Genomic DNA, 21,319 nt, shown 5'->3' with positions numbered 1-21,319 from the left:
CTCGCCGCGGTCGTTCAGACGCTGCCCGACTCTCGAGTGTGCGTCGTGGGTGGTCGGTGTGCATCTACCGCGGCGGCACGTCGGTGGGCGGCTTGATGAGCTCGCACTCGATGCCGCCTGAGCCCACACTCGGCCCGGCCCGGCCCGGCCCGGCCCGGCCCTCGGCGTCGGAGACACGGGACCTCTCCACGTGCAGCGCTCGTCGGCGCAGCGAGCGCGAGAACCGGTGAACCACCCTTCGACTCCACCGGGGGCAACACCGCCCCGGAACTGTCCACTGCAGAACTGTGGCCGGTAGTGCCCGCACTGGCAGGGCGACGAAAGGGCCGAATTCGATGCCGAATCCATCCATGGCGCACTCGGCATGCTTACGCCGGCGCGTGGGTCGCTCGGAATTTGCTCACAGCACACCGCGCACTCGGGACAGGTCTTTCAATGCTGGCGACCACCGGCGACAATGCCGACTCGACCCATAGCCGGCTAGCCGAGCTGGCTAGCCGTGAGCGCCGTTGCTCCCGGCGGTACCGTTGCCGCCAGCCGATCCTTGGGCCCCGGTGAAGCCTGGGGCACCGTTGGAGCCATTGAATTGACTGCTCCCGTTGTTCCACGAGGTGCCCGCGCCGCCACCACCACCGGTGCCGCCTGATCCGCCGGCGCCACCGGTACCCGCAGCACCGCCTACGCCGCCAGCACCGCCGCCGCCGAAGCCGCCACCATTGGCGCCCAGGCCGCCGGCTCCACCCGCGCCGCCGCCGCCGCCGTTGCCGCCGGTGCCGCCGGTGCCGCCGTCGCCGCCCCAACCGCCGTTGCCGCCGCTGATACCGCCCATCCCGCCGGTGCCACCCTGGCCACCGACTGCCCCGACACCGCCGTTGGCGCCGGCGCCGCCGTCGCCGCCGGCGCCTCCGACAGCGTTACCGGCGCCGTATCCGGCGTTGCCGCCGGCGCCGCCGGCGCCGCCGAATCCACCGTTGCCGCCGGAAACCCCTTGACCGCCGACGCCGCCCTGGCCGCCGGGGCTGTTGGTAGGCACCGCGGCGTTGCCGCCCTCGCCGCCCCTGCCGCCCGTGCCGCCGCCGAAGCCGCCGGTGCCGCCAGTGCCACCCGGGCCGCCTCCGGGATAGCCGGGCAGGGTGCCGGCGTTGTACCCGCCTTTTCCGCCAATGCCACCGGCTGCCCCGTACCCGCCGGTGCCGCCGTCGCCTCCGGTGCCGCCGATAGCATGTACGCCGTTCGATCCATTCCCGCCGGTACCGCCCATGCCGCCGGCCGCGCCGTAGCCGCCGTTGCCGCCCCGGCCGCCGGTCCCGCCTTGCGCGAATTGGCCGGCGTTGGCCAGGGTCGACCAGCCGCCGTTGCCGCCCATGCCGCCGATCTGGCCGTAGGCGCCGTCCACGCCCGGGTCACCGGTGCCGCCAAGTGCGACATTGCCAGGTTGATTCGGCCAAACGACGTCGTAGCCCTTCGGAGCCTGCCCCGGCGGTCCGATCGGGTTCGGGAAGGCGCTGGGGTTGACACCGAGTGCGCCGCTGGCTCCCGCGCCGCCTTTGCCGCCGTTTCCGCCGCTGCCGGCGTTGCCTAGGCCGCCGCTGGAAGCCCCGACCCCGCCGGCTGCGCCGCCGGCACCGCCGTTTCCGCCGTTTCCGCCGGCACCGGCTTTTCCGCCGTTTGCGCCGTTTGTCGCACCGTTGCCACCGTCGCCGCCGGCGCCGCCGCTTCCGGCATTTCCGCCCTTACCGCCGTTTCCGCCACCGGTGCCACCGACAACCGCCGGTGCCCCGCCGTCGCCACCTTTTCCGCCGTTGCCGCCGTTGCCGCCGACAGAGCCGGGCGCGCCGTTCGTGACGCCGCTGCTACCCGACGCGCCGAGGCCACCATTGCCGCCGATACCACCGTCTCCGCCGAGGCCCACGGCTCCACCCGGCCCCGCCGCTGCGCCGGCCTTGCCGCCGGTACCGCCGATACCGCCGTTACCTCCGTGGATGGATGCGCTGGTCCCAGCGCCACCGGCGCCTCCCGTTCCGCCCACCCCGCCGTTTCCGGCGGCGCCGAGTGCGCCGGCGTTGTAGCCGGCGGCAGTCGGGGCCCCACTGGCGCCGCCGGTCCCGCCGCTTCCACCGTTCCCGCCGGCGCCACCTGTGGCACCGGCGCCACTGGTACCGCCGGTACCACCGATGCCCCCGGCACCACCGGCGCCGCCACTGCCGCCGTCACCGGCGAGGGACCCGCCGCTACCGCCCTTGCCGCCGGTACCGCCGTTACCGCCGTTACCGCCAGTACCGCCGTTCTGGCCGACACCGCTCGCGTCAGTGCCAATGGCACCGATGCCGCCGGCGCCGCCGGCCCCGCCGGCTCCACCAGTACCGACTGGCCCGGCGTTGCCGCCATTGCCGCCGTTGCCGCCGTTGAGACCGCTGAATGCGGGTGCAGCTGCGCCACTGCCGCCGGTGCCGCCGTTACCGCCGGTACCGCCACTGCCGGACTTACCATTCGCGCCGGTACTGCCGACGTTGGCGCCGCTCCCGCCGCCTGCGCCACCCTTGCCACCGTCACCGCCGACCCCAGGCGTCCCACCCTTGCCGCCGTCGCCGCCGTTGCCGGTGCCGCTGTTGGCGAACGTTCCGGCACCGCCGGTCCCGCCGTCGCCGGCGGTGCCCCCGAACCCGCCGTTGCCCGCGGTACCGCCGGCGCCTCCAGTCCCGGTTCCCGAGGCTCCGGTACCGGGCGCGCCGCCCGCGCCACCGCTGCCTCCGAGGCCACCCTTGCCGCCGTTGCCGCCCAAGCCGCCGATCTGGCCCGCGCTTCCGGTGTCACCCCCGGCGCCGCCCCCGCCGGTGCCGCCGAGGCCGCCACGGCCGCCGACGCCGCCGTTGCCTCCGACACCCGAGATCGTGCCGCCTTGACCGCCCACGCCGCCGGCCCCGCCGTCGCCGCCGACACCACCGGTGTTGCCGTTACCGCCGGCGCCGCCAGGCTGGCCGGCTTTGGTCCCGTCCGTACCCTGGAGGCCCATAGCACCCGCGCCACCTGCCCCGCCGGTACCGCCGTTGCCATACGGTCCGGCATTGCCGCCGGCTCCGCCTTTACCGCCATTCAGGCCGCTGAGGGCGGGTGCGTCAGCGCCCGCACCACCCTTGCCGCCGTTGCCGCCGACACCCCGGGAACCGGCGTCGCCGTCCACCCCGTTCGCAGCCCCGGCGTAACCCGCGCCGCCCGTACCTGCGGTACCGCCGGCGCCGGGCGTCCCGCCCTTACCGCCATCACCACCGATGCCGGTGCCGTTGTTGTCGAAGGTGCCGGCCCCTCCGGTACCGCCGTTGCCGGCAGTCCCGCCGAAGCCGCCGTTTCCGCCCGTTCCGCCGACGCCGCCCTTACCGATACCCGAGGCGCCGGTGCCCGGTGCACCCCCCTGACCACCGCCGCCGCCGGTACCGCCCTGACCGCCGTCGGTGCCGTCACCACCGATCTTGCCCGTGCCTCCGGTGGCGCCGTCGGTGCCGGCACCACCGAACCCGCCGGTACCTCCGGTACCGCCGGCACCGCCGTTACCTCCGACACCGGAGGTAGTGCCGCCTTTGCCGCCACTGCCGCCGCTGCCGCCCGTGCCACCCGCGCCACCATTCTGGCCGTTGAGCCCTTGCGCTCCGCTGGCGCCAGCGCCGCCGGCCCCACCTGCACCGCCGTTGCCGACCGACCCGGCGTCACCGCCATTGCCACCGTTGCCGCCGTTAAGACCACTGAAGGCCGGCGCGGCCGCACCTGCGCCGCCTGCGCCGCCGTGGCCGCCAGTGCCGTTGCCTCCGAGTACGCCGTTCGCGCCTTTGGCGCCGGTAGTGCCGCCGCCGGCGCCACCGGCGCCGCCGGCGCCACCGGTCCCGACTGTTCCGCCGGTGCCGCCGTTACCACCGTTTCCGGTGCCGTTATTGGCGAAGGTGCCCGCCCCCCCGGTGCCGCCGCTTCCGGCGATACCGCCGAAGCCGCCGTCGCCGGCTGCGCCACCGGCACCATCAAGGCCCTTGCCCGAAGCGCCGATGCCCGCCGCGCCGCCCGCGCCGCCGTTACCGCCAGTACCGCCCTGGCCGCCGCTGGTGCCGTTGCCGCCGACCGCGCCGGCCGCGCCGGTGGCGCCGTCGTGGCCATTGCCCCCGAAGCCACCGAGGGCGCCGCCGCCACCGGCCCCGCCGCTGCCGCCGAACCCGGACGTAGTGCCGCCCTGGCCGCCTTTGCCGCCAGCCCCGCCGCTACCGCCGTTACCGCCGACGCCGCCGCTCTGGGCGGCGGTTGCCGCGTTGTTCCCATGGGTCCCAACAAAACCGTTCCCGCCGAGGCCGCCGTTGCCGCCGTTTCCGACCGACCCGCCGTTACCGCCATTGCCGCCTGCGCCACCGTTGCCGCCATAACTGGTGGCACTGGCACCGACCCCGCCGGCACCCCCGTTCCCGCCGACGGTCGGAGCGCTCCCCACCTTGCCGTTGACGCCGCTCAGAGCCCCGGTGCCACCGGCCCCGCCCAATCCGGCGAGCCCGCCGGCGCCCGGGTTGCCGCCGTTACCGCCGTCGCCGCCGTTGCCGGCCACACCGCTAACCACCACGCCATTGCCGCCGGCGCCACCGTCACCCGGCGCGCCACCCTGACCGCCGTTGCCGCCTGCTCCGCCCTGCCCGCTGGTGCCCTTGCCGAGCGCCGTGCCGCCAACACCGCCGACGCCGCCCTTGCCGCCAGCGCCGCCGCTGCCACCGTCGCCGCCTGTCAAGCCCGCACCGCCCGCGGCTCCCGCGATGCCTGCGCTTCCGGCGGCGCCGTTTCCACCGGCGCCGCCGGCACCACCGTTGCCCGAGACGGACCCACCGGCACCACCAGCCCCGCCGGCACCGCCGGCGCCGCCGGCGTTGCCATTAGCCCCGGCGCCGGCCACCTGCGCACCGGCCAGGCCGTTACCACCGGCACCACCGGCGCCGCCGTTGCCAACCGATCCTGCGGCACCACCTTTACCGCCGTTACCGCCGGCGCCACCGGCCACGGTCGCATCGGCGCCGACGCCGCCCGCCCCACCGTTACCGCCGAGGCCCGGCGTGCTGCCGGTCTTGCCGGTCGCGCCCGCCGTGGTGCCGCCACCGCCGGCACCGCCTGTTCCGCCGGCACCGGCGTTGCCGCCGGCACCTCCGTCGCCGCCGGCGCCCGCGACACCGCCGACGACCAGGCCCTTGCCACCGGCCCCGCCGTCGCCTGCCACACCACCGGCCCCGCCGTCACCACCGGCCCCGCCGACACCTGCGCCGAGCGCGACGCCGCCGGCCCCGCCAGCGCCACCCTTTCCGCCGCTCCCGCCCGTTCCGCCGCCCAGGCCCGGCGCCGCCGCCGCGCCGGCACTACCGGTCGCACCTGCGCCGCCGGCACCGCCCGCGCCGCCGTTGCCTGACGTCGTTCCGCCGTCGCCACCGGCACCACCGGCGCCTCCGGCACCGCCCGCGTTGCCGTTGGCGCCCGGCGCAGCGGCGGCAGCTCCGGCCATGCCGTTGCCGCCGTCACCGCCCTTGCCGCCGTTGCCGAACGCGCCCGCGTCACCGCCACGGCCACCGGCACCGCCGTCGCCGCCGGCCGACCCGGCGTCACCGCCGCGACCGCCGTCGCCTCCGTTTCCGTTAGGAGTGGTGGCGTTCGCGCCGCCACCGCCGGCGCCGCCGTTGCCGCCTCCGGGCGTGATGCCGGACGCGCCGTTGCTGCCCGCGTTGGCGCCGGCGCCACCGCCCAGTCCGCCGGCTCCGCCGGTGCCTGGCGTACCGCCCTTGCCGCCTGCGCCGCCCTGACCAGCGACACCGCCGACGACTACGCCCTTGCCTCCGACCCCGCCGGAACCGGCCACGCCGCCGTCACCGCCGGTCCCGCCGGAGCCACCGTGACCGGCGGGGCTGAACAGGGCGCCGCCCGCGCCGGGCGCGCCGCCGGTCCCGCCGGTCCCGCCCCCGCCGCCGTTTCCGCCAGCCCCACCGGCCAAGCCCGGGTCTCCGAGTGCGCCATGGCCGCCCGACCCGCCGATGCCGCCGATGCCGCCGGCACCTCCGTCACCACCGGTGCCGAAGACCAGTCCGCCGCGCCCGCCGATTCCGCCGTTTCCGGCGGCGCCACCGGCGGTACCACTCGTGCCGTTCTGCCCTCCCGCGATGCCGTCGGTGCCGTTGGCGCCGTGAAGTCCGCTACCGCCGGCTCCCCCGGCACCGCCGCCGCCGGTAATCCATCCCGCGTCGCCACCGGCTCCACCAGATCCGCTCTGGGCGCCTCCGGCACCCCCGGCCCCGCCGGCGCCGCCGTTGCCGAAGAGAAGACCACCACTGCCGCCAGCCCCACCGGCGCCTCCGGCGCCACTCGTTGACAGGCCACCCGTGCCGCCCACGCCGCCGGTGCCGAACAGTGAAGCGGTACCACCGGCGCCACCCGTTCCGCCGGTGCCCGACGCCGAGAACCCGCCTGCACCGCCGGATCCAGAGACTCCGAACAGTTGGGCCGCTCCGCCTGCGCCACCGGCGCCGCCCAGGCCCGTCGTTGAGGATCCGCCGGCGCCGCCGGCTCCGCCGGAGCCAATCAACCCGGACGCACCGCCGCTACCACCTGGTCCGCCATTGGCGCCGTTGAATCCGGTGACGCCGGAGCCGCCGGCCCCGCCGTTGCCCCACAGGATTCCGCCCGCGCCGCCGCTTTGGCCGGTGCCCGGCGCGCCATTGGCGCCGTCTCCGATGAGCGGGCGTCCGAGCAGGGTCTGCGTGGGTGCGTTAACCAGGTTGAGCGTCTGCTGCATTAGCGTTGTGCTGAAAGCCTCGGCGCTGGAATAAGAAACGACGCCGGCCTGTAATGACCGCACAAATTGATCATGAAAAGCCGCAGCTTCGGCGGCGAGATTTTGGTAGTTGGCGGCGTGTTCGCCGAAGAGTGCCGCAATGCGCGTCGAGACCTCGTCGGCGGCCGCCGACAGCACGTCAGTGGTGGACGCCGCAGCGGCGAGATTAGCTGCGCTGATTGCGGATCCGATGCTCCCGACGTCCGAAGCCGCCGCTGAGAGCGTGTTGGTTGCTGCAATCACATACGACATGGCGCCAGATCCCACTTCCATGCAAGTAGCCCGATCCGCCGATGTTATTCGCCGAGTGCGCGAATGAGCTGTTTTCTCGCGTTCGTTATCTAAACGTTATTGATGCCGCTGGCTATGTCGATGAGCTTTACACGGACTGTTCAAACGTGACAAATATGTGCATTTTGTATGCCTGCTGGGCAATGGGTCGTCAGGACGGTCCGTAGGTAGCGGATGTCCTGCGGGAGCCCTACTTTGGGGGCGCCGCGATACCGGGTGTGGGGTTGTCTCGGCGTACCCCAAGCGGCCGGGAGCCCGTCGGCTCTGCCCGAAGCAAGGTATTTCTCTTGTTCCGCCACTGCTGCGGACGCATCGCTGTAAGCTTCCGAACCGGGTAGGGGGGATACGGCCGTTCGGCGTCGTCATCGTCTCACCCCGACTTCGGGTATTTGAGTAGCCTTTGAAGTCATATGGGTCGAATGCGCGACGCCTGCGTTGTGTGTTATCGGCACATTTTTGCACGGCACGACGCCATTTTGTGGTGCTAAGGCCGGCCGTGACTTGATCGCGAATCTTGTTGACACGCTGTGGGTCTGGGCCCTGGCGGTTTACACCGGGCGGTGCATCCGTAGCGCATGCCGCCTGTGTAAAGCAATTTGGCAATAATCGGGTAGAAGAATAACGGAAAGATAACGTTTGCATCTCACCTAGATAAATCCGACGACTTCGCCCGTCGGTCATCGGCTAGCTTCTCCGCTACGAGATGCGTTTAGCGGCAACCGCGGGTTCGGGCCCTTGCCGGTTGTATCGCCCTTCATTGGCGTGATGCCAACACAAGCGATGCCACCTGAGAGGTCGGACCATGAGTTTCTTTGTGCTGCCACCTGAGATCAACTCTGCGTTGATACTCGCCGGAGCGGGGTCGGAGCCGATGCTGGCCGCCGCGGCCGCCTGGGAGGGCTTGGCCGACGAATTAGCCTCGGCCGCAGCGTCTTTCGGGTCGGTGACCTCGAGTCTGATCAGTTCGTCTTGGCAAGGTCCGGCGGCTTCGGCGATGGCGGCCGCGGCTGCCCCCTACGCGAGCTGGCTGAGTGCGGCGGCGTCGCAGGCCGGACGGTCGGCGGCACAGGCCGGCGTGATGGCGGCGGAGTTCGACGCAGTTCGGTCGGCGATTGTCCATCCCGAGTTCATAGCCGCAAACCGCAATCAGTTTGTGTCGCTGGTGATGTCCAACATCTTCGGCCAGAACGCCCCAGCGATCGCAGGTACGGAGGCCCTGTACGAGGAGATGTGGGCGCTGGACGTGTCGGCGATGTCGGCCTACCACGCCGGGGCCTCGGCGGTCGCGTCAGCGTTGGCGCCGTTCGCCCAACCGCTGCAGGCACTCGCCGGAACGCTGGCCGCCGGTGCTCCGGCCGCGGCCGCGACCCCCGCGGTGACGGTGGATCGATTGCTCACCATCAGCCTGGGACTAGGCAACATCGGTGGTGGAAACGTTGGCAATGGCAACGCTGGTTACTACAACTTCGGTGGCGGCAACTTCGGAGACTTGAACTTCGGGTGGGGCAACAACGGCGCTTCGAACCTCGGCTTCGCCAACCTAGGGAACGGCAACTTCGGCCTGGGGAATCTCGGCAGCAGCAACTTCGGGTTCGGCAATATCGGCACCGGTAACTTCGGCTTCGGCAACAGCGGTACCGGCAACATCGGGATCGGCTTGAGTGGCACCGGTCAAATCGGCATCGGCGGGCTGAATTCGGGCACCGGCAACGTCGGCCTGTTCAACTCCGGGAACGGAAACATCGGCTTCTTCAACTCTGGCAACGGCAACTTCGGTATCGGGAACTCCGGCAACTTCAACACCGGCCTGTGGAGCTCCGGGTCAGCCAACACCGGTCTCCTCAACGCCGGTTCATTCAACACGGGGATCTTCAACGTCGGCGACGCCAACACCGGCACCCTCAACGTCGGCAATTTCAACATGGGCAACTTCAACCCCGGGGCCTCCAACACCGGGTCTTTTAACACGGGCAATGCCAACACGGGCTTTCTCAACCCAGGAAATATCAACACCGGCATCCTGAACCCCGGCGACTTGAACAACGGTCTCTTCAACACGGGCCAGGCCAATAACGGCGTGTTCTACCGCGGAGTCGGACAGGGCGCCCTTCACTTTGCGGTCACCACACCTGACCTGAATCTGCCACCCCTCGAAATTCCCGGCACGACCATTCCGGGATTCAACTTGCCGGCGTTGAGTATCCCCGGTTTTGACGTGCCGCCGATCACGATTCCGGCGGGGACGGCGTTGGGTGCGTTCAATCTGCCGAAGCTGACGATTCCGGACTTGACGATTCCGCCGATTCAGGTTGCGGCGGGCACGGCGTTGGGTGCGTTCAATCTGCCGAAGCTGACGATTCCGGACTTGACGATTCCGCCGATTCAGGTTGCGGCGGGCACGGCGTTGGGTGCGTTCAATCTGCCGAAGCTGACGATTCCGGACTTGACGATTCCGCCGATTCAGGTTGCGGCGGGCACGGCGTTGGGTGCGTTCAATCTGCCGAAGCTGACGATTCCGGACTTGACGATTCCGCCGATTCAGGTTGCGGCGGGCACGGCGTTGGGTGCGTTCAATCTGCCGAAGCTGACGATTCCGGATCTGACGATTCCGCCGATTCAGGTTGCTTCGGGCACGGCGTTGGGTGCGTTCAATCTGCCGAAGCTGACGATTCCGGATCTGACGATTCCGCCGATTCAGGTTGCGGCGGGCACGGCGTTGGGTGCGTTCAATCTGCCGAAGCTGACGATTCCGGATCTGACGATTCCGCCGATTCAGGTTGCTTCGGGCACGGCGTTGGGTGCGTTCAATCTGCCGAAGCTGACGATTCCGGATCTGACGATTCCGCCGATTCAGGTTGCGGCGGGCACGGCGTTGGGTGCGTTCAATCTGCCGAAGCTGACGATTCCGGACTTGACGATCCCGCCGGTCACCATACCCGCAGGTACCGCCATCGGGGGATTCAGCTTGCCCGCACTGAAGACGCCACCGATAACTCTCGGCGGCGTCACCGCGTCAACTTTCTACACACCCGGCATTTCCACGGTGTCCAACACCGGCGTCATCAACTTGCCGTCGTTCAGCCTAAACGGCATTTCGGTAAATAACCTGATTTTATTCCTGCCGAATAACATCACAGCGCTGCAAACAAATATGGCTGGTGTGTTCCCACAAATTGGCGGCGTATTCATCAGCGGGTATAACCTGTTGCCGCCCTACAATCCCATCTACAGCACCACGCCCGCCTCGGTGAGCACCGGAACCATCAGCATCGGTGGCGGTCAGATCAACGGCTTCGGCTTCTCCCTCCCCCAGCTCCGAGTCGACGGATTCACCCTTCCTGAAATCGATATCCCAAGCATCGACCTCAGCCCGATCAAGGTCGACCCGTTCCTGCTGCCGGAGATCAAGACTCCGCCTGTCACCATCCCGGGGTTCACGGTGGATCCGGTCGGGTTGGGTGCGTTGACGTTGCCCAACATCAGCACGGCGGAGGTGCGGATCCCGGGGTTCACGGTGGATCCGGTCGGGTTGGGTGCGTTGACGTTGCCCAACATCAGCACGGCGGAGGTGCGGATCCCGGGGTTCACGGTGGATCCGGTCGGGTTGGGTGCGTTGACGTTGCCCAACATCAGCACGGCGGAGGTGCGGATCCCGGGGTTCACGGTGGATCCGGTCGGGTTGGGTGCGTTGACGTTGCCCAACATCAGCACGGCGGAGGTGCGGATCCCGGGGTTCACGGTGGATCCGGTCGGGTTGGGTGCGTTGACGTTGCCCAACATCAGCACGGCGGAGGTGCGGATCCCGGGGTTCACGGTGGATCCGGTCGGGTTGGGTGCGTTGACGTTGCCCAACATCAGCACGGCGGAGGTGCGGATCCCGGGGTTCACGGTGGATCCGGTCGGGTTGGGTGCGTTGACGTTGCCCAACATCAGCACGGCGGAGGTGCGGATCCCGGGGTTCACGGTGGATCCGGTCGGGTTGGGTGCGTTGACGTTGCCCATCATCAGCACCGCGGAGGTGCGGATCCCGGGGTTCACGGTGGATCCGGTCGGGTTGGGTGCGTTGACGTTGCCCAACATCAGCACCGCGGAGGTGCGGATCCCGGGGTTCACGGTGGATCCGATCGGGTTGAGTGCATCAACGCTGCCGAATATCACTACCGCCGCGTTTACTACTCCCGCGCTGAGCATTCCCCCGATCGGCCTAGCCGCATTCAACACGCCGCCGATCACGATTCCGAGTATTCATCTGCCCGGCACACTGATCACCGAGTTCAACATCCCCCCGGCGCCGGGTTACCTGAATTCGACGATCGGGCCGTCATCCGGCTTCTTCAACTCCGGCGCCGGCGGCAACTCGGGTTTCGTCAACAACGGTGTCGGCCTATCGGGCTGGTACAACTCCAACGGCCCGGGCCTGCTGGGCGGGTCGGGATTCCAGAACTACGGCGGTCTGATCTCCGGGTTCAACAACTTCGGCAGTGGAGTCTCGGGCTTCGCCAACACCGGGGTACTCGACCTCGCTGTGCGCAGCTTCGTCTCGGGTGTCGCCAACTTCGGCAACAACCTGTCGGGTCTGTTCTTCCGCACCGCGGCGTAACCGATCCCATAACCGCAATTCGCGCCTGTCCGTTTGGGCAGGCGCGAATTGCGTTGTGTTGAAAGAATCCGAGCGGGTCAGTCCTCTTTGAGGACCAACTTGCGCAGCGCCACCCGGTCCGGGTTCAGCAGCTCCTCGATGCGCGGCTTGTTCACGTCGGCGACGATGATCTCCCCGACTTCCTGATAGACCTCGCTGAAGATGCCGTGCGACTTCATCTTCTCGGTCTGGTACTGGTTGTCCTCCGTCGGCGTCACGTAGTAGACGGCGTCCGCCTTGAACCGGTGCACCAGCCACAGGTGGATCAAGGTCATCAGCCGCTTCTGCCGCAGCTTCTCGGCAAAGGTGTTCTGGTCGCGCACCTGCAGGATGCTGCGGCCGTGCCGGTCCTTGATCGGGTCGACCACGACATTGGCCAGCTGCTCGTCGCCCTCGCCGTAGATCCCGAGTTCCAGCACGTCCGAACCGGCGCGACGGGGCCGCAGCGTGACCCGCAGTTTTTCGCCCAGCTGGTAGTGCTCGCTCCACAGCGCCAGCCACTCCTCCAACAGCTTCTTGGGCACCTCGGTCTGAACCAGGTGCTGGTGCTGCGTGGAGCCCTTGCCCATGGACTTCGTGGTCGCCGTGCGGCCGGACGACGCGGCCAGTGCCGCGTCGCTGCGTGGCCCACCCACCAGAGTCTGCGGCGTGCGGTACGGCGATTCGACCAGACGCATCTTGCGCTGCAGGCGGGCCAGCGCCAGCATGCCGTCCTGCCGGAGGTTGGTCGCGAACTCCTCGGCCGCGACACCGTCGATCTGGTGCCCGCCGTAGGTGATGAAGTTGAAGACGAAGCCCATCTTGCCGAGCTCGACCGGGAACTGACGCATCTCGTCGTCGGTCATCCCGGTGGTGTCCCAGTTGAACGACGGCGAGAGGTTGTAGGCGAGCATCTGGTCGGGGAACACGGCGTGGATCGCCTCGGCGAACTGGCGCGCGTCGGCCAGGTCGGCGGTCTTGGTCTCCATCCAGAGGATGTCGGCGAAGGGGGCGGCGGCCAGGGACTTGGCGATCGCGTAGGGAATGCCGCCGCGGATCTGGTAGTACCCCTCAGGCGTCTTGGCCAGCTCGCAGTCCCAGCTGGCGTCGGCACCGAGTTCTTTGGCCTTGGCCCGCGCGGCGAACAGCGATGCGGTGCCGGCGAATTCCCGCCATTCCGCGGGGCTCATGCCGGAGGGTTCGCCTTCGCTCTCGCCGAACTCGAGTTTCTCGGCCACGGCTTCGCCGTAGGTCATTACGCCGGCGGCGTCCTCCCAGGCGGCGACGAACTTCGACTCGACCTCGTCGTACACGTCGTCGATCGACAGATCCGCGCTGTCGCGCCACTTGTTGATGGCCTCGGCAACGAGATCCAGGATGCCTTGGCGTTCCAGCCAGGCATTGGCGGCCTCGTATTCGCCGTCGCTGAGCGCATAGAGCAGGTGGCCGTTGATCTCCTCGACGCCGGAGTCATAGAAACGTCGCATCATCGCCAGGAAACAGCTCTTGTAGGACGGGATGCTCAAGTTCGTGGCGCCCAGCAGGAACGGCTGGTCACGCTCATCCCCGCGGCTGTCGATGAGGTTAGCGGCCTCGGCGTCGGTGCGCGCCACGATGATTCCGGGCACCCGCATGACGTCCAGCTGGAAGCGCGCGGCGTTGAGGCGCTTGATCTGCTCATCGGACGGCACCAGAACCTTGCCGCCCTGGTGGCCGCACTTCTTGGTGCCCGGGCGCTGATCCTCGATGTGGTAGCCCGGCACGCCGACCTCGACGAAACGGCGAATCAGGTTGCGCACGTGCGGATCCCCACCGTGACCCGTGTCGGCGTCGGCGATGATGAACGGCCGGAAGTCATACCGCGTGGCCGTCGCGCGCTGCCGCTCGCTCATGTTCAGCCGCTGGTACTCCTGATTGCGGTCGGCGGTGAGCAGCGCGCGCACCAGCACCGCGGCATCGTCGGGCACCTGGCTGAGCGGGTAACTGGCCAAGTCGGGCCCCGGGTCCTCCGTGGTGGACCCCTTGGCGGAGGTGGCCCAGCCGCCCAGGTAGATCCCCTCGATACCCATCCGCTTCATGCTCACGGCCTGCCCCGGCGAGTATGGCCCGAACGTGGTGATGCTCTTCTGCTCCGCATACAGCTCGCGCAGGCGCTCAAAAAACGCTGCCGCCGCTTCGCGCGCCACGGTGTAGTCGGTCGGGATCGTGCCGCGCTGCTCTACGACCTGCCGGGCGGTGTAGAGGCGGGTGATGCCCTTGAACCGCGAACTCTCGAAGTACCGCTGAGTGGCGGCGACGTCTTGCTCGAACGGTGATTGGACCGCGTTGTCCGTTTCAGCGATGGCCATGGCCTTCCGCTCCTCCTAAGCCCCGGTTCCCCTGACGCAGTGAGTGTATGCCCACCAGACGTGAGCTAAATCACCGGCTGAAACCTCGCCAATTCCACCACAACTCCGCCGCCCGGCGCCCCGACCGGGCTATCCGGCGCGCCCGATGGCGTGACGGTCGATCGGCCGTCTGGTCATGGCAGAAGCCGTTCTCGTGCAACAGGTTTTGTATTCAAGTGGGCCGTCGGTCAAAACTCTCGCCGGGACGGCCGGCCAGGCGTACCGTCACGTCTGTGCAGACGGAATTGCGCTTTGACCGGTGGTATCGGCCGTTGGCGGTGGCAGTCGGGCTCGGACCCAAGAACACCGAACTGCGGATCGAGGACGGCAACCTTCACGTCAAGATGGGATGGGCCTTCACCGCCGACATTCCCTTGTCGTCGATCAAGACCGCCGAGCCGAGCAATGAGCGGGTTTTCACCGCCGGAGTGCATGTCATGGGCTCCCGCTGGCTGGTCAACGGCTCGCGCAAGGGTCTGGTGCAGCTGACGATGGATCCGCCGGTACCGGCGAGTGTCTGGTGGAAGTCGATCACCCTGAAGGTACTGGTGCTCAGCGTCACCGACCCCGACGCGCTCGTCGCCGCGTGTACCGCGCCTGCCCATTGAATCGCGCTCTCTAGGCCTTCGATCGCAACCAATCCCGTTGGCGGTGGACGAACGCGGCGTCGACCACCCTCCCATGGCCCGGCACGAACACCGCATCGGGTCCGCCGATCGCCAGTAATCGGTCCAGGGTTTCAGGCCAGGCCGCCGCGTTGGAATCGGCGTCGATCGAGGGGTCAGCGGATTCTTCGACCAGGTCGCCGGTGAATACCACGGTCTGCTCACCCGGCTCGCGCGCGGGAGCCACCACGACCAGGTCCGAGCGGGTGTGGCCCGCACCGAGGTGAGCGATCGTGACCGAGCGGTCACCGAGATCGACCGTCTCCCGCAAGGTTCCGCGCGACGGCACCCGCAAGGCCGCAATCGCCTCGTCGATCGCCCCCACATCGGCGCCGTATGCCAGCGCGTCGGCCCGCAGCTGATCAGGGGCCGAGGCCAGATATTCGACAACCTCGGGTGCGCAGTAGATTTCGGCTCCTTTGAACACCGCGGATCCCAGCACATGATCAAAGTGCTTATGCGTCAACACAACATGAGTCACGGGCCGTGCCGCGAGCCGGCGGATATCGGCCTGCACGCTCCGTGCCTCCGCAAGGGTGGTCCCGGTGTCGACGAGCAGCGTCGCGCCGGACCCGCAAACCAGGCCGATGGTGACGTCGCAGAAGGCCAGCCGGCACCGATATACGCTGTCGACGAGCGTTTCCCAGACGTGATGCATCAGGCCGGCCGTAGCACAGCCGAGCCATACCAGTGGCAGACAAACAACGCGAGTTCGACCTCGGCCCTATCCTCGATCGGGCGCCCGCGGCGGGCGACCGCGCGCTCTACCCGACTCCGCAGGTCGTTGAAACTGACGTTGAGTTCCCGTGCCGCGGCTTCGTGCGTGGAGCCGCGGTGCAGAAACACCCGCAGTGTCTCGCGCAGGACCGCGTCGTCTTCGGTGGCGGACGTCAGATCCCCGAGGACGTCCGACACCCAGCCGCGGACCTCACCGATACCGGTGCTCAGCAGTGCCGCCGCCATCACCGCGGGATCGGTTGCCGCGACAAGTACTCGTCTGGACGCCTGCGGTCGTCGCTCCGCGGCCAGCGCGGCTTCTCGGGCACGCAGTGCCTGACGGTGGGATCGCCGGAAACCCTGGACGCCGGATCCCAGCGCGCCCATGGCGATGTTCAGTGACTCCGGTTGCGCGTTGGTGTAATCGCGGATCTGGGCGGTGAGTTCACCGGGTGCGGATCCGAACGGCAGCCAAATCCAGGCGCCGGCGCGGTCCACGGCGGCGAAAAGGGGTCTCGCTGAGGCGCCCACTGCCGCGGCCAAGCCGTCGGTGAACCGCTGCAGCTGGGCCAAGTCGTCGTCCACCGCGTGCCAGACGATGAGCGCAAGATGCTGTAGGTGCAGAGGGTAATCGATTGCCGCAGAAGCGGTGTCGACGGCGACGGCCGTATCGTCGCTGAGCAGGTCGCGTACGCGCATCGTCCGGATACTGTTCTGGTGCTCCAGCATCTGCACGTGCTCGGTTTCGTGCGCCCCGACCAGATGTTGTGAAACCCAGTCGACGTACTCGAAGACGAACGTGGTGATCGCCTCGATCACCGCCACCTGCATGGTCGGTTCGATCTGCAGACTGTGCAATTCGGTGAACAGCTGCTCGGTCATCTGACGCTGCCCGAGCCGGTAGGCGCGCACCAGCGTGTTCACCGGAACGCCGTGCCGGGCGAGACGGCGGGCGAAGTCCGTGGCCAGTTCGGGCACAGCGGTCTGGTTGACCGGAGTGTCGTGCAGCAGCGCCTGGAAGATCGTGTCGAGGTTGGCCGCGACGCCGGCGTCGAGCATCTCGAACGTACGGTCCTCGCCGCATAGTTCGGGTATCTCGGCGACGAGTGCTGTGCAGATCGTGAAGCTGATCTGGTCGACCCGTTGCTGCAGCCGGGAGGCGATCGTGAGGAGGTAGCCGCGTACAACGTCAGCTGTCGCGTCGTCGGTCACCTGGGAAACCTTAGAGGGCCGGCGCGGGGGTGGCCACTTCGTGTCGGAAGAAGTTGACATGTCGGGAATCTCCGACATATAGTGCGCGGGTGGCCAGCCCCGACCGCATTTGTGATCGCATCTTCACTGCGTTGGCAAATCCGGTGCGGCGCAAGCTTCTTGAGATCTTGAGTTGCCAGTCATTGTCCGCCGGGGAGCTCAGCGAACGGTTCGACCTGAGCCGGCCGGCCGTCGCCGAACACCTGAAGGTGTTGCGCGACGCCGGGTTGGTGGCCGACGAGGCGCAGGGCCGTCGGCGTATTTACCGGCTGACCGCGGAACCGCTGGCCGAGCTCGGTGACTGGTTGCATCCGTTCGAGAAGTTCTGGCGGGCAAGGCTTGCCGCTCTCGCCGAGACAGCAGAGGAGCTGGAATGACCGACGGGCCGACCATTGAGGTGGACCAGTTCGTGGCGGCTGCGCCGAGCAAGGTCTGGCGGCTGCTGACCGAACCGGCACTGATGCGGCTGTGGTGGGCGGAGGGCGACGTGGCACCAGTTGTGGGCCACCAGTTCACCCTCGACATGCCCGGTTACGGAAAGCAACCGTGCAAGGTCCTCGAGGTGGACCCACCGCACCGCTTTGTCTACACCTTCACCGAGACCTGGACGCTGGCCTGGCGACTCGAGGCAGAAGGCACCGGCACCCGAGTCTTCCTCGCGCACAGCGGATTCGACCTCGGCGACCAGCGGATGGCTGCCGCCTTCAGCCGTATGGGACCCGGCTGGCGCGATGTAGTGCTGCCCCGGATGGCCGGAGCAATCACGGCAACAGGCTGACCGGACGCTACTCAACCACGAAAGGCAACAATGCGCGCAGTCGTTATCACCAAGCACGGCGACCCGTCGGTCCTGAAGGTGCAGGAGCGGCCGGACCCGCCACCGCCGGGCCCGGGCCAACTCCGGATCGATGTTCGCGCCGCCGGGGTCAACTTCGCCGACCATCTCGCCCGCGTCGGCCTGTACCCCGACGCGCCCAAACTGCCGGCGGTCGTCGGATATGAGGTCGCCGGCATCGTGACCGCCGTCGGTGACGGCGTGGATCCCAATCGTGTCGGCGAAAGAGTGTTGGCGGGAACACGTTTCGGCGGCTACGCGGAAATAGTCAACGTCGCCGCGGCCGACTCCGTGGCACTGCCCGAGGCGGTCACTTTCGAGCAGGGCGCCGCGGTCCCGGTGAACTATGCGACCGCGTGGGCGGGCCTGCACGGCTACGGGTCGTTGCGCGCCGGTGAGCGGGTGCTGATCCACGCCGCCGCCGGGGGTGTCGGCATCGCGGCCATTCAGTTCGCCAAGGCCGCCGGTGCGGAGATTCACGGCACGGCGTCCCCGGGCAAACACGCCAAGCTCGCCGAACTCGGGGTGGATCGTGCGATCGACTACCGCCAGGACAACTGGTGGAAGGGCCTGGGCCCTTACGACATGGTCTTGGACGCTCTCGGTGGCACCTCGCTGCGCCGGTCCTATCACCTGCTGCGTCCGGGCGGACGGCTGGTGGGCTACGGGATCTCGAATATGCAGGAGGGTGAGAAGCGTTCGCTGCGCAAGGCCGCGCCGCACGCGCTGGCGATGCTGCGTGGGTTCAACCTGATCGACCAACTCTCCGAGTCGAAGACGGTTATCGGGCTCAACATGCTCAAGTTGTGGGACGACCGCGGTTCCCTCGAGCCGTGGATCACGCCCCTGAGCGAAGCGCTGCAGGACGGCACGGTGTCGCCGGTCGTACATGCGGCGGTGCCGTTCGCCGAAGCACCGGAAGCGCATCGGATTCTGGCGGCCCGGGAGAACATCGGCAAGGTCGTGCTGGTTCCTTAGCTGAATGGTTTCAGGCGGCGCCGGCATGGTTATGTGTGCGGCATGGCTGTCACCGAATCCCGCGAGGTCGTCATCGAGGCGACACCCGACGAGATCATGGATGTGTTGTTCGACATCGAGACTCTGCCGGACTGGTCGTCGGTGCATCAAAAAGTCGAAGTTCTCGAACGAGATGACCAGGGCCACCCGCTCAAGTCCCGGCAGGTTGTCAAACTCGTCGGGTTCAGCGAGGAGCAGGAGCTGGCCTACACCGTGTACGACGACGGGGTGGGCTGGACTCTGATCAAGGCCAAGCAGCAGAAGGCGCAGAACGGGCGCTACACCCTGACCCCCGACGGCGACTCCACCCGCGTGCGCTTCGACCTGACAGTCGAACTGAGTATGCCGGTGCCCGGATTCTTCGTCAGGCAGGGCACGAAGGTGTTGATGGACATGGCCACCAAAGGGCTGCGCAAGCGCGTCCTCAAGGTGAAAAAGGGCGGTTAGGTCGCGTCCTCGAGGGCTTGGTACGCCGCGTTGTAGCCGGGTGTGAAGGTGATGCCCGGTCCGCCGTGGCATCCGGCGCCGCCGAGGTAGAGCCCGGTGATCGGTATCGGGAAATCCAGGAAGCCCTTCGGACCCGGGCGGTTTGGACCCATCAGGTCCGGGTGCAGCAGGCTGTGGCAGAAGTCCCCGGCCGGAGCCGCGAACATGGTGTTCATGTGATAGGGCGCGAACGTGATGTGGCGAATCACGATGTCCTTGAAATTCGGGGCGAATCTGCTGATCTTGTCGATAACCCGTTGCGCCATCTCATTTTTGAGGTGTCCGTGCTGGTCGCGGGCGACCTCGACGGGGAAGGCGTACGCGTAGGCGCTGGCGGCGTGCTTGCCGGGCGGGGCGAGGCCCGGGTCGTGCACCGAAGGGATCTGCAGACCCATCGAGGGATTGTCCGGGACGATGCCGCGGCGACAGTTCTCCCAGTGCCGCTGCTGCTCTTCGGGCGAGCCGAAGATGCCGACCGACATCTGCATGCCCTCTTCGTTCAACAACTCATAGGGCGGCGCAAACTCGGGCAGCCCGTCGAGGGCGAAGTGCATCTGGATGAAGGAGGCGCGGTGATCGCGGCCCGACAGGCGCGAAACAAGTTCGGCTGGAACGTGTTCGGGATCGATCAGCCCGGTCAGGGTGAGATCGGGCGCCAGGTTCGAGACCACGATCGGCGCGGTGACGGCCGAGCCATCCCGCAGCCGAACCCCGGTCACGTTGCCGTGATCGACGAGAATCTGCTCGACCTTGGCGCGGAACCGGATCTCCCCGCCGTGGGAGACGAACAACTCGTGCAGATGTTCGGTGAGCGCGCCGATGCCGCCCTTGAGCTTGGTCATCATCGAGGTGCTGTTGTCGGGCACCGCCAGAGCGAAGGCCAGGCAGGTCGCGCTGCCCGGTGTATAGGGGCCGCGGTAGGTTGAGTTCACCGCCAGGAAGGCCAGCATGCCGCGCATCACCGCGTGCTTGTCCTTGTCGGGCAGATAGCGGTCGATCACGTCCATCGCCGAACCGAACAGCATCTCGTGGATGGCCCGTCGCTCCGCCTCATTGGCCGCGCACGCGTACATCTCGTCGAGGGTCTTCGGCGGTTTGCGAACATCGAAGCGGCCCAGCGCTTTTGCCGGTCCCCAGCTCCATCCGATCAGTTCGGCCATGCCGGTGACCGCCTCAAAGCCGTGCTTCTCCCCCAGGTGGGTCATCAACTGCATCGGGTCGCGGTAGAAGACCATCGGCTCTTCACCGTTTTCGCCGATGTTGGTGGACATCACCTCGGGTTCGACCGTTGGCAGCGTGTCCAGACCCAGTTCTTTGGTGATCTGGCTCGCCGTCGGGAACTGGACCGACCCCGCGATCTCATAACGGAATCCGTCGATCAACTCGACGGTGGCCGCCATGCCGCCGGCGTAGGTGTTGGCCTCCAGGCAGACGGTGCGCAGACCCGCCCGCTGCAGAATGGCCGCGGCGGTCAGTCCGTTGTGCCCCGCTCCCACCACGATCGCGTCGTAATCCGTCATCGCACTGACCTCCTGACCGAAGCGCTGTGGCAAGAATATGTCAGTACTGACATAATGGGAAGATGTCAGCACTGACAAGTCCGCGCCCGAACGTCCGATTGCTGCGATGAACGGTCACGAGGTTCGCCGCCGGTCGACGCACGAGGCGCTGCGGCTGGCGGCGCTGAAAAGCTTCGCCCATAAGGGATTCGCGAACGTCACCGTGACGGAGTTGGCGCGCGAGGCGGGCGTCACCGAGCGCACTTTCTTCCGGCATTTCCCGACCAAAGAGGCGGTGCTGTTCCAGGATTACGAGACGCAGCTGGAGTGGCTGGCCGAGGCGCTGGCCGGTCGGCCGGCTTCGGAGTCGCTGTTCGAGGCGGTGCTGGCCAGCGTCGCCACTTTCCCGCACGATCTCGAGGTGGTCCGCCAGGCCGCGACCGCCCGCACCGAGTTGATCAGTGCCGAGCGCATCGCCGGCCATCTGCGGGTGGTGCAGGCTTCATTCGCCGCCGTCCTGACCGATTTTGTCCGCACCCGGAATGCCGACGTGCCCGACATCGACCTGTTCGCCGAAGTGGCCGGCTCGACCTTGGCGGCGGCTCTCGTTGTGGCGGTGGAGAATTGGGGCCGCAACGGGTGTTCCGGCGATCTCGGCGAATTGGTGGCCAAGAGCTTGGATCTGGTGCGCTCCGGGCTGGCGCCGCTGGCCTGAGCGCGC

At 68.2% G+C, this 21,319-nt stretch carries 13 protein-coding genes; 7 read left to right on the top strand and 6 right to left on the bottom strand.

Features of this window, described 5'->3' with window-relative positions; translation table 11 throughout:
* Positions 1-64 precede the first annotated feature (64 nt).
* Positions 65-190 (bottom strand): hypothetical protein, encoded by a 126-nt coding sequence (locus C0J29_RS34415; RefSeq protein WP_277950724.1) that lies wholly within the window; start codon positions 188-190, stop codon positions 65-67.
* Between the two features lie 303 nt (positions 191-493).
* Positions 494-7,084: a PE family protein gene (locus tag C0J29_RS16245; protein ID WP_120792936.1), complete on the bottom strand. Its 6,591-nt coding sequence runs from the start codon at positions 7,082-7,084 to the stop codon at positions 494-496.
* 841 nt (positions 7,085-7,925) lie between these two features.
* On the opposite strand from C0J29_RS16245, the gene C0J29_RS16240 reads away from it, so the two are divergent.
* On the top strand, positions 7,926-11,723 hold the full coding sequence (locus C0J29_RS16240) for a PPE family protein (protein ID WP_120792935.1): 3,798 nt from the start codon (positions 7,926-7,928) through the stop codon (positions 11,721-11,723).
* Positions 11,724-11,800: 77 nt separating this feature from the next.
* Here the strand turns inward: C0J29_RS16240 and aceA are convergent, their stop codons facing one another.
* On the bottom strand, positions 11,801-14,089 hold the full coding sequence (aceA, locus tag C0J29_RS16235; RefSeq protein ID WP_065045149.1) for an isocitrate lyase ICL2: 2,289 nt from the start codon (positions 14,087-14,089) through the stop codon (positions 11,801-11,803).
* A 272-nt stretch (positions 14,090-14,361) separates the two neighbouring features.
* Here aceA and C0J29_RS16230 point away from each other — a divergent pair, with 272 nt between their 5' ends.
* Entirely contained in the window at positions 14,362-14,736 is a 375-nt protein-coding gene (locus tag C0J29_RS16230) for a PH domain-containing protein (protein WP_120792934.1), read from the top strand.
* 10 nt (positions 14,737-14,746) lie between these two features.
* On the opposite strand, the gene C0J29_RS16225 is transcribed toward C0J29_RS16230, so the two are convergent.
* Positions 14,747-15,451, bottom strand: coding sequence for an MBL fold metallo-hydrolase (locus C0J29_RS16225; protein WP_120792933.1), 705 nt, complete (start codon positions 15,449-15,451; stop codon positions 14,747-14,749).
* Positions 15,451-16,722: an RsbRD N-terminal domain-containing protein gene (locus C0J29_RS16220; protein ID WP_120792932.1), complete on the bottom strand. Its 1,272-nt coding sequence runs from the start codon at positions 16,720-16,722 to the stop codon at positions 15,451-15,453. Before C0J29_RS16220 ends, C0J29_RS16225 begins: the two co-directional genes overlap by 1 nt.
* 89 nt (positions 16,723-16,811) lie before the next feature.
* Between C0J29_RS16220 and C0J29_RS16215 the strand changes: the two genes are divergently transcribed.
* From C0J29_RS16215 to C0J29_RS16200, 4 genes are read left to right on the top strand one after another with little or no spacing between them, the layout of a single operon-like run.
* Positions 16,812-17,138, top strand: a complete 327-nt coding sequence (locus C0J29_RS16215; RefSeq protein ID WP_120792931.1) for an ArsR/SmtB family transcription factor — start codon at positions 16,812-16,814, stop codon at positions 17,136-17,138.
* Positions 17,135-17,539, top strand: a complete 405-nt coding sequence (locus C0J29_RS16210) for an SRPBCC family protein (RefSeq protein ID WP_120792930.1) — start codon at positions 17,135-17,137, stop codon at positions 17,537-17,539. The genes C0J29_RS16215 and C0J29_RS16210 overlap by 4 nt, the downstream gene beginning before the upstream one ends.
* A gap of 30 nt (positions 17,540-17,569) precedes the next feature.
* Positions 17,570-18,574, top strand: coding sequence for a zinc-binding dehydrogenase (locus C0J29_RS16205; protein ID WP_120792929.1), 1,005 nt, complete (start codon positions 17,570-17,572; stop codon positions 18,572-18,574).
* A gap of 42 nt (positions 18,575-18,616) precedes the next feature.
* On the top strand, positions 18,617-19,060 hold the full coding sequence (locus C0J29_RS16200; RefSeq protein WP_065045155.1) for an SRPBCC family protein: 444 nt from the start codon (positions 18,617-18,619) through the stop codon (positions 19,058-19,060).
* Here C0J29_RS16200 and C0J29_RS16195 read toward each other — a convergent pair.
* Positions 19,057-20,619, bottom strand: a complete 1,563-nt coding sequence (locus C0J29_RS16195; protein WP_120792928.1) for a phytoene desaturase family protein — start codon at positions 20,617-20,619, stop codon at positions 19,057-19,059. The genes C0J29_RS16200 and C0J29_RS16195 overlap by 4 nt on opposite strands.
* Positions 20,620-20,725: 106 nt before the next feature.
* Between C0J29_RS16195 and C0J29_RS16190 the strand changes: the two genes are divergently transcribed.
* The gene (locus C0J29_RS16190; RefSeq protein WP_120792927.1) at positions 20,726-21,313 is read left to right on the top strand and encodes a TetR/AcrR family transcriptional regulator; all 588 of its coding nucleotides are present in this window, start codon (positions 20,726-20,728) and stop codon (positions 21,311-21,313) included.
* The last annotated feature ends 6 nt before the right edge of the window (positions 21,314-21,319 follow it).

The organism is Mycobacterium paragordonae, from assembly GCF_003614435.1.
Taxonomy (GTDB): Bacteria; Actinomycetota; Actinomycetes; order Mycobacteriales; family Mycobacteriaceae; genus Mycobacterium; species Mycobacterium paragordonae.
This window is presented reverse-complemented; position numbering and strand designations above follow the sequence as displayed.

Coding starts and splice junctions, on each gene's coding strand:
- C0J29_RS16245 (WP_120792936.1), bottom strand. CDS start 7,084: ATGTCGTATGTGATTGCAGCAACCAACACGCTCTCAGCGGCGGCTTCG.
- C0J29_RS16240 (WP_120792935.1), top strand. CDS start 7,926: ATGAGTTTCTTTGTGCTGCCACCTGAGATCAACTCTGCGTTGATACTC.
- aceA (WP_065045149.1), bottom strand. CDS start 14,089: ATGGCCATCGCTGAAACGGACAACGCGGTCCAATCACCGTTCGAGCAA.
- C0J29_RS16225 (WP_120792933.1), bottom strand. CDS start 15,451: ATGCATCACGTCTGGGAAACGCTCGTCGACAGCGTATATCGGTGCCGG.
- C0J29_RS16210 (WP_120792930.1), top strand. CDS start 17,135: ATGACCGACGGGCCGACCATTGAGGTGGACCAGTTCGTGGCGGCTGCG.
- C0J29_RS16205 (WP_120792929.1), top strand. CDS start 17,570: ATGCGCGCAGTCGTTATCACCAAGCACGGCGACCCGTCGGTCCTGAAG.
- C0J29_RS16200 (WP_065045155.1), top strand. CDS start 18,617: ATGGCTGTCACCGAATCCCGCGAGGTCGTCATCGAGGCGACACCCGAC.
- C0J29_RS16195 (WP_120792928.1), bottom strand. CDS start 20,619: ATGACGGATTACGACGCGATCGTGGTGGGAGCGGGGCACAACGGACTG.
- C0J29_RS16190 (WP_120792927.1), top strand. CDS start 20,726: ATGAACGGTCACGAGGTTCGCCGCCGGTCGACGCACGAGGCGCTGCGG.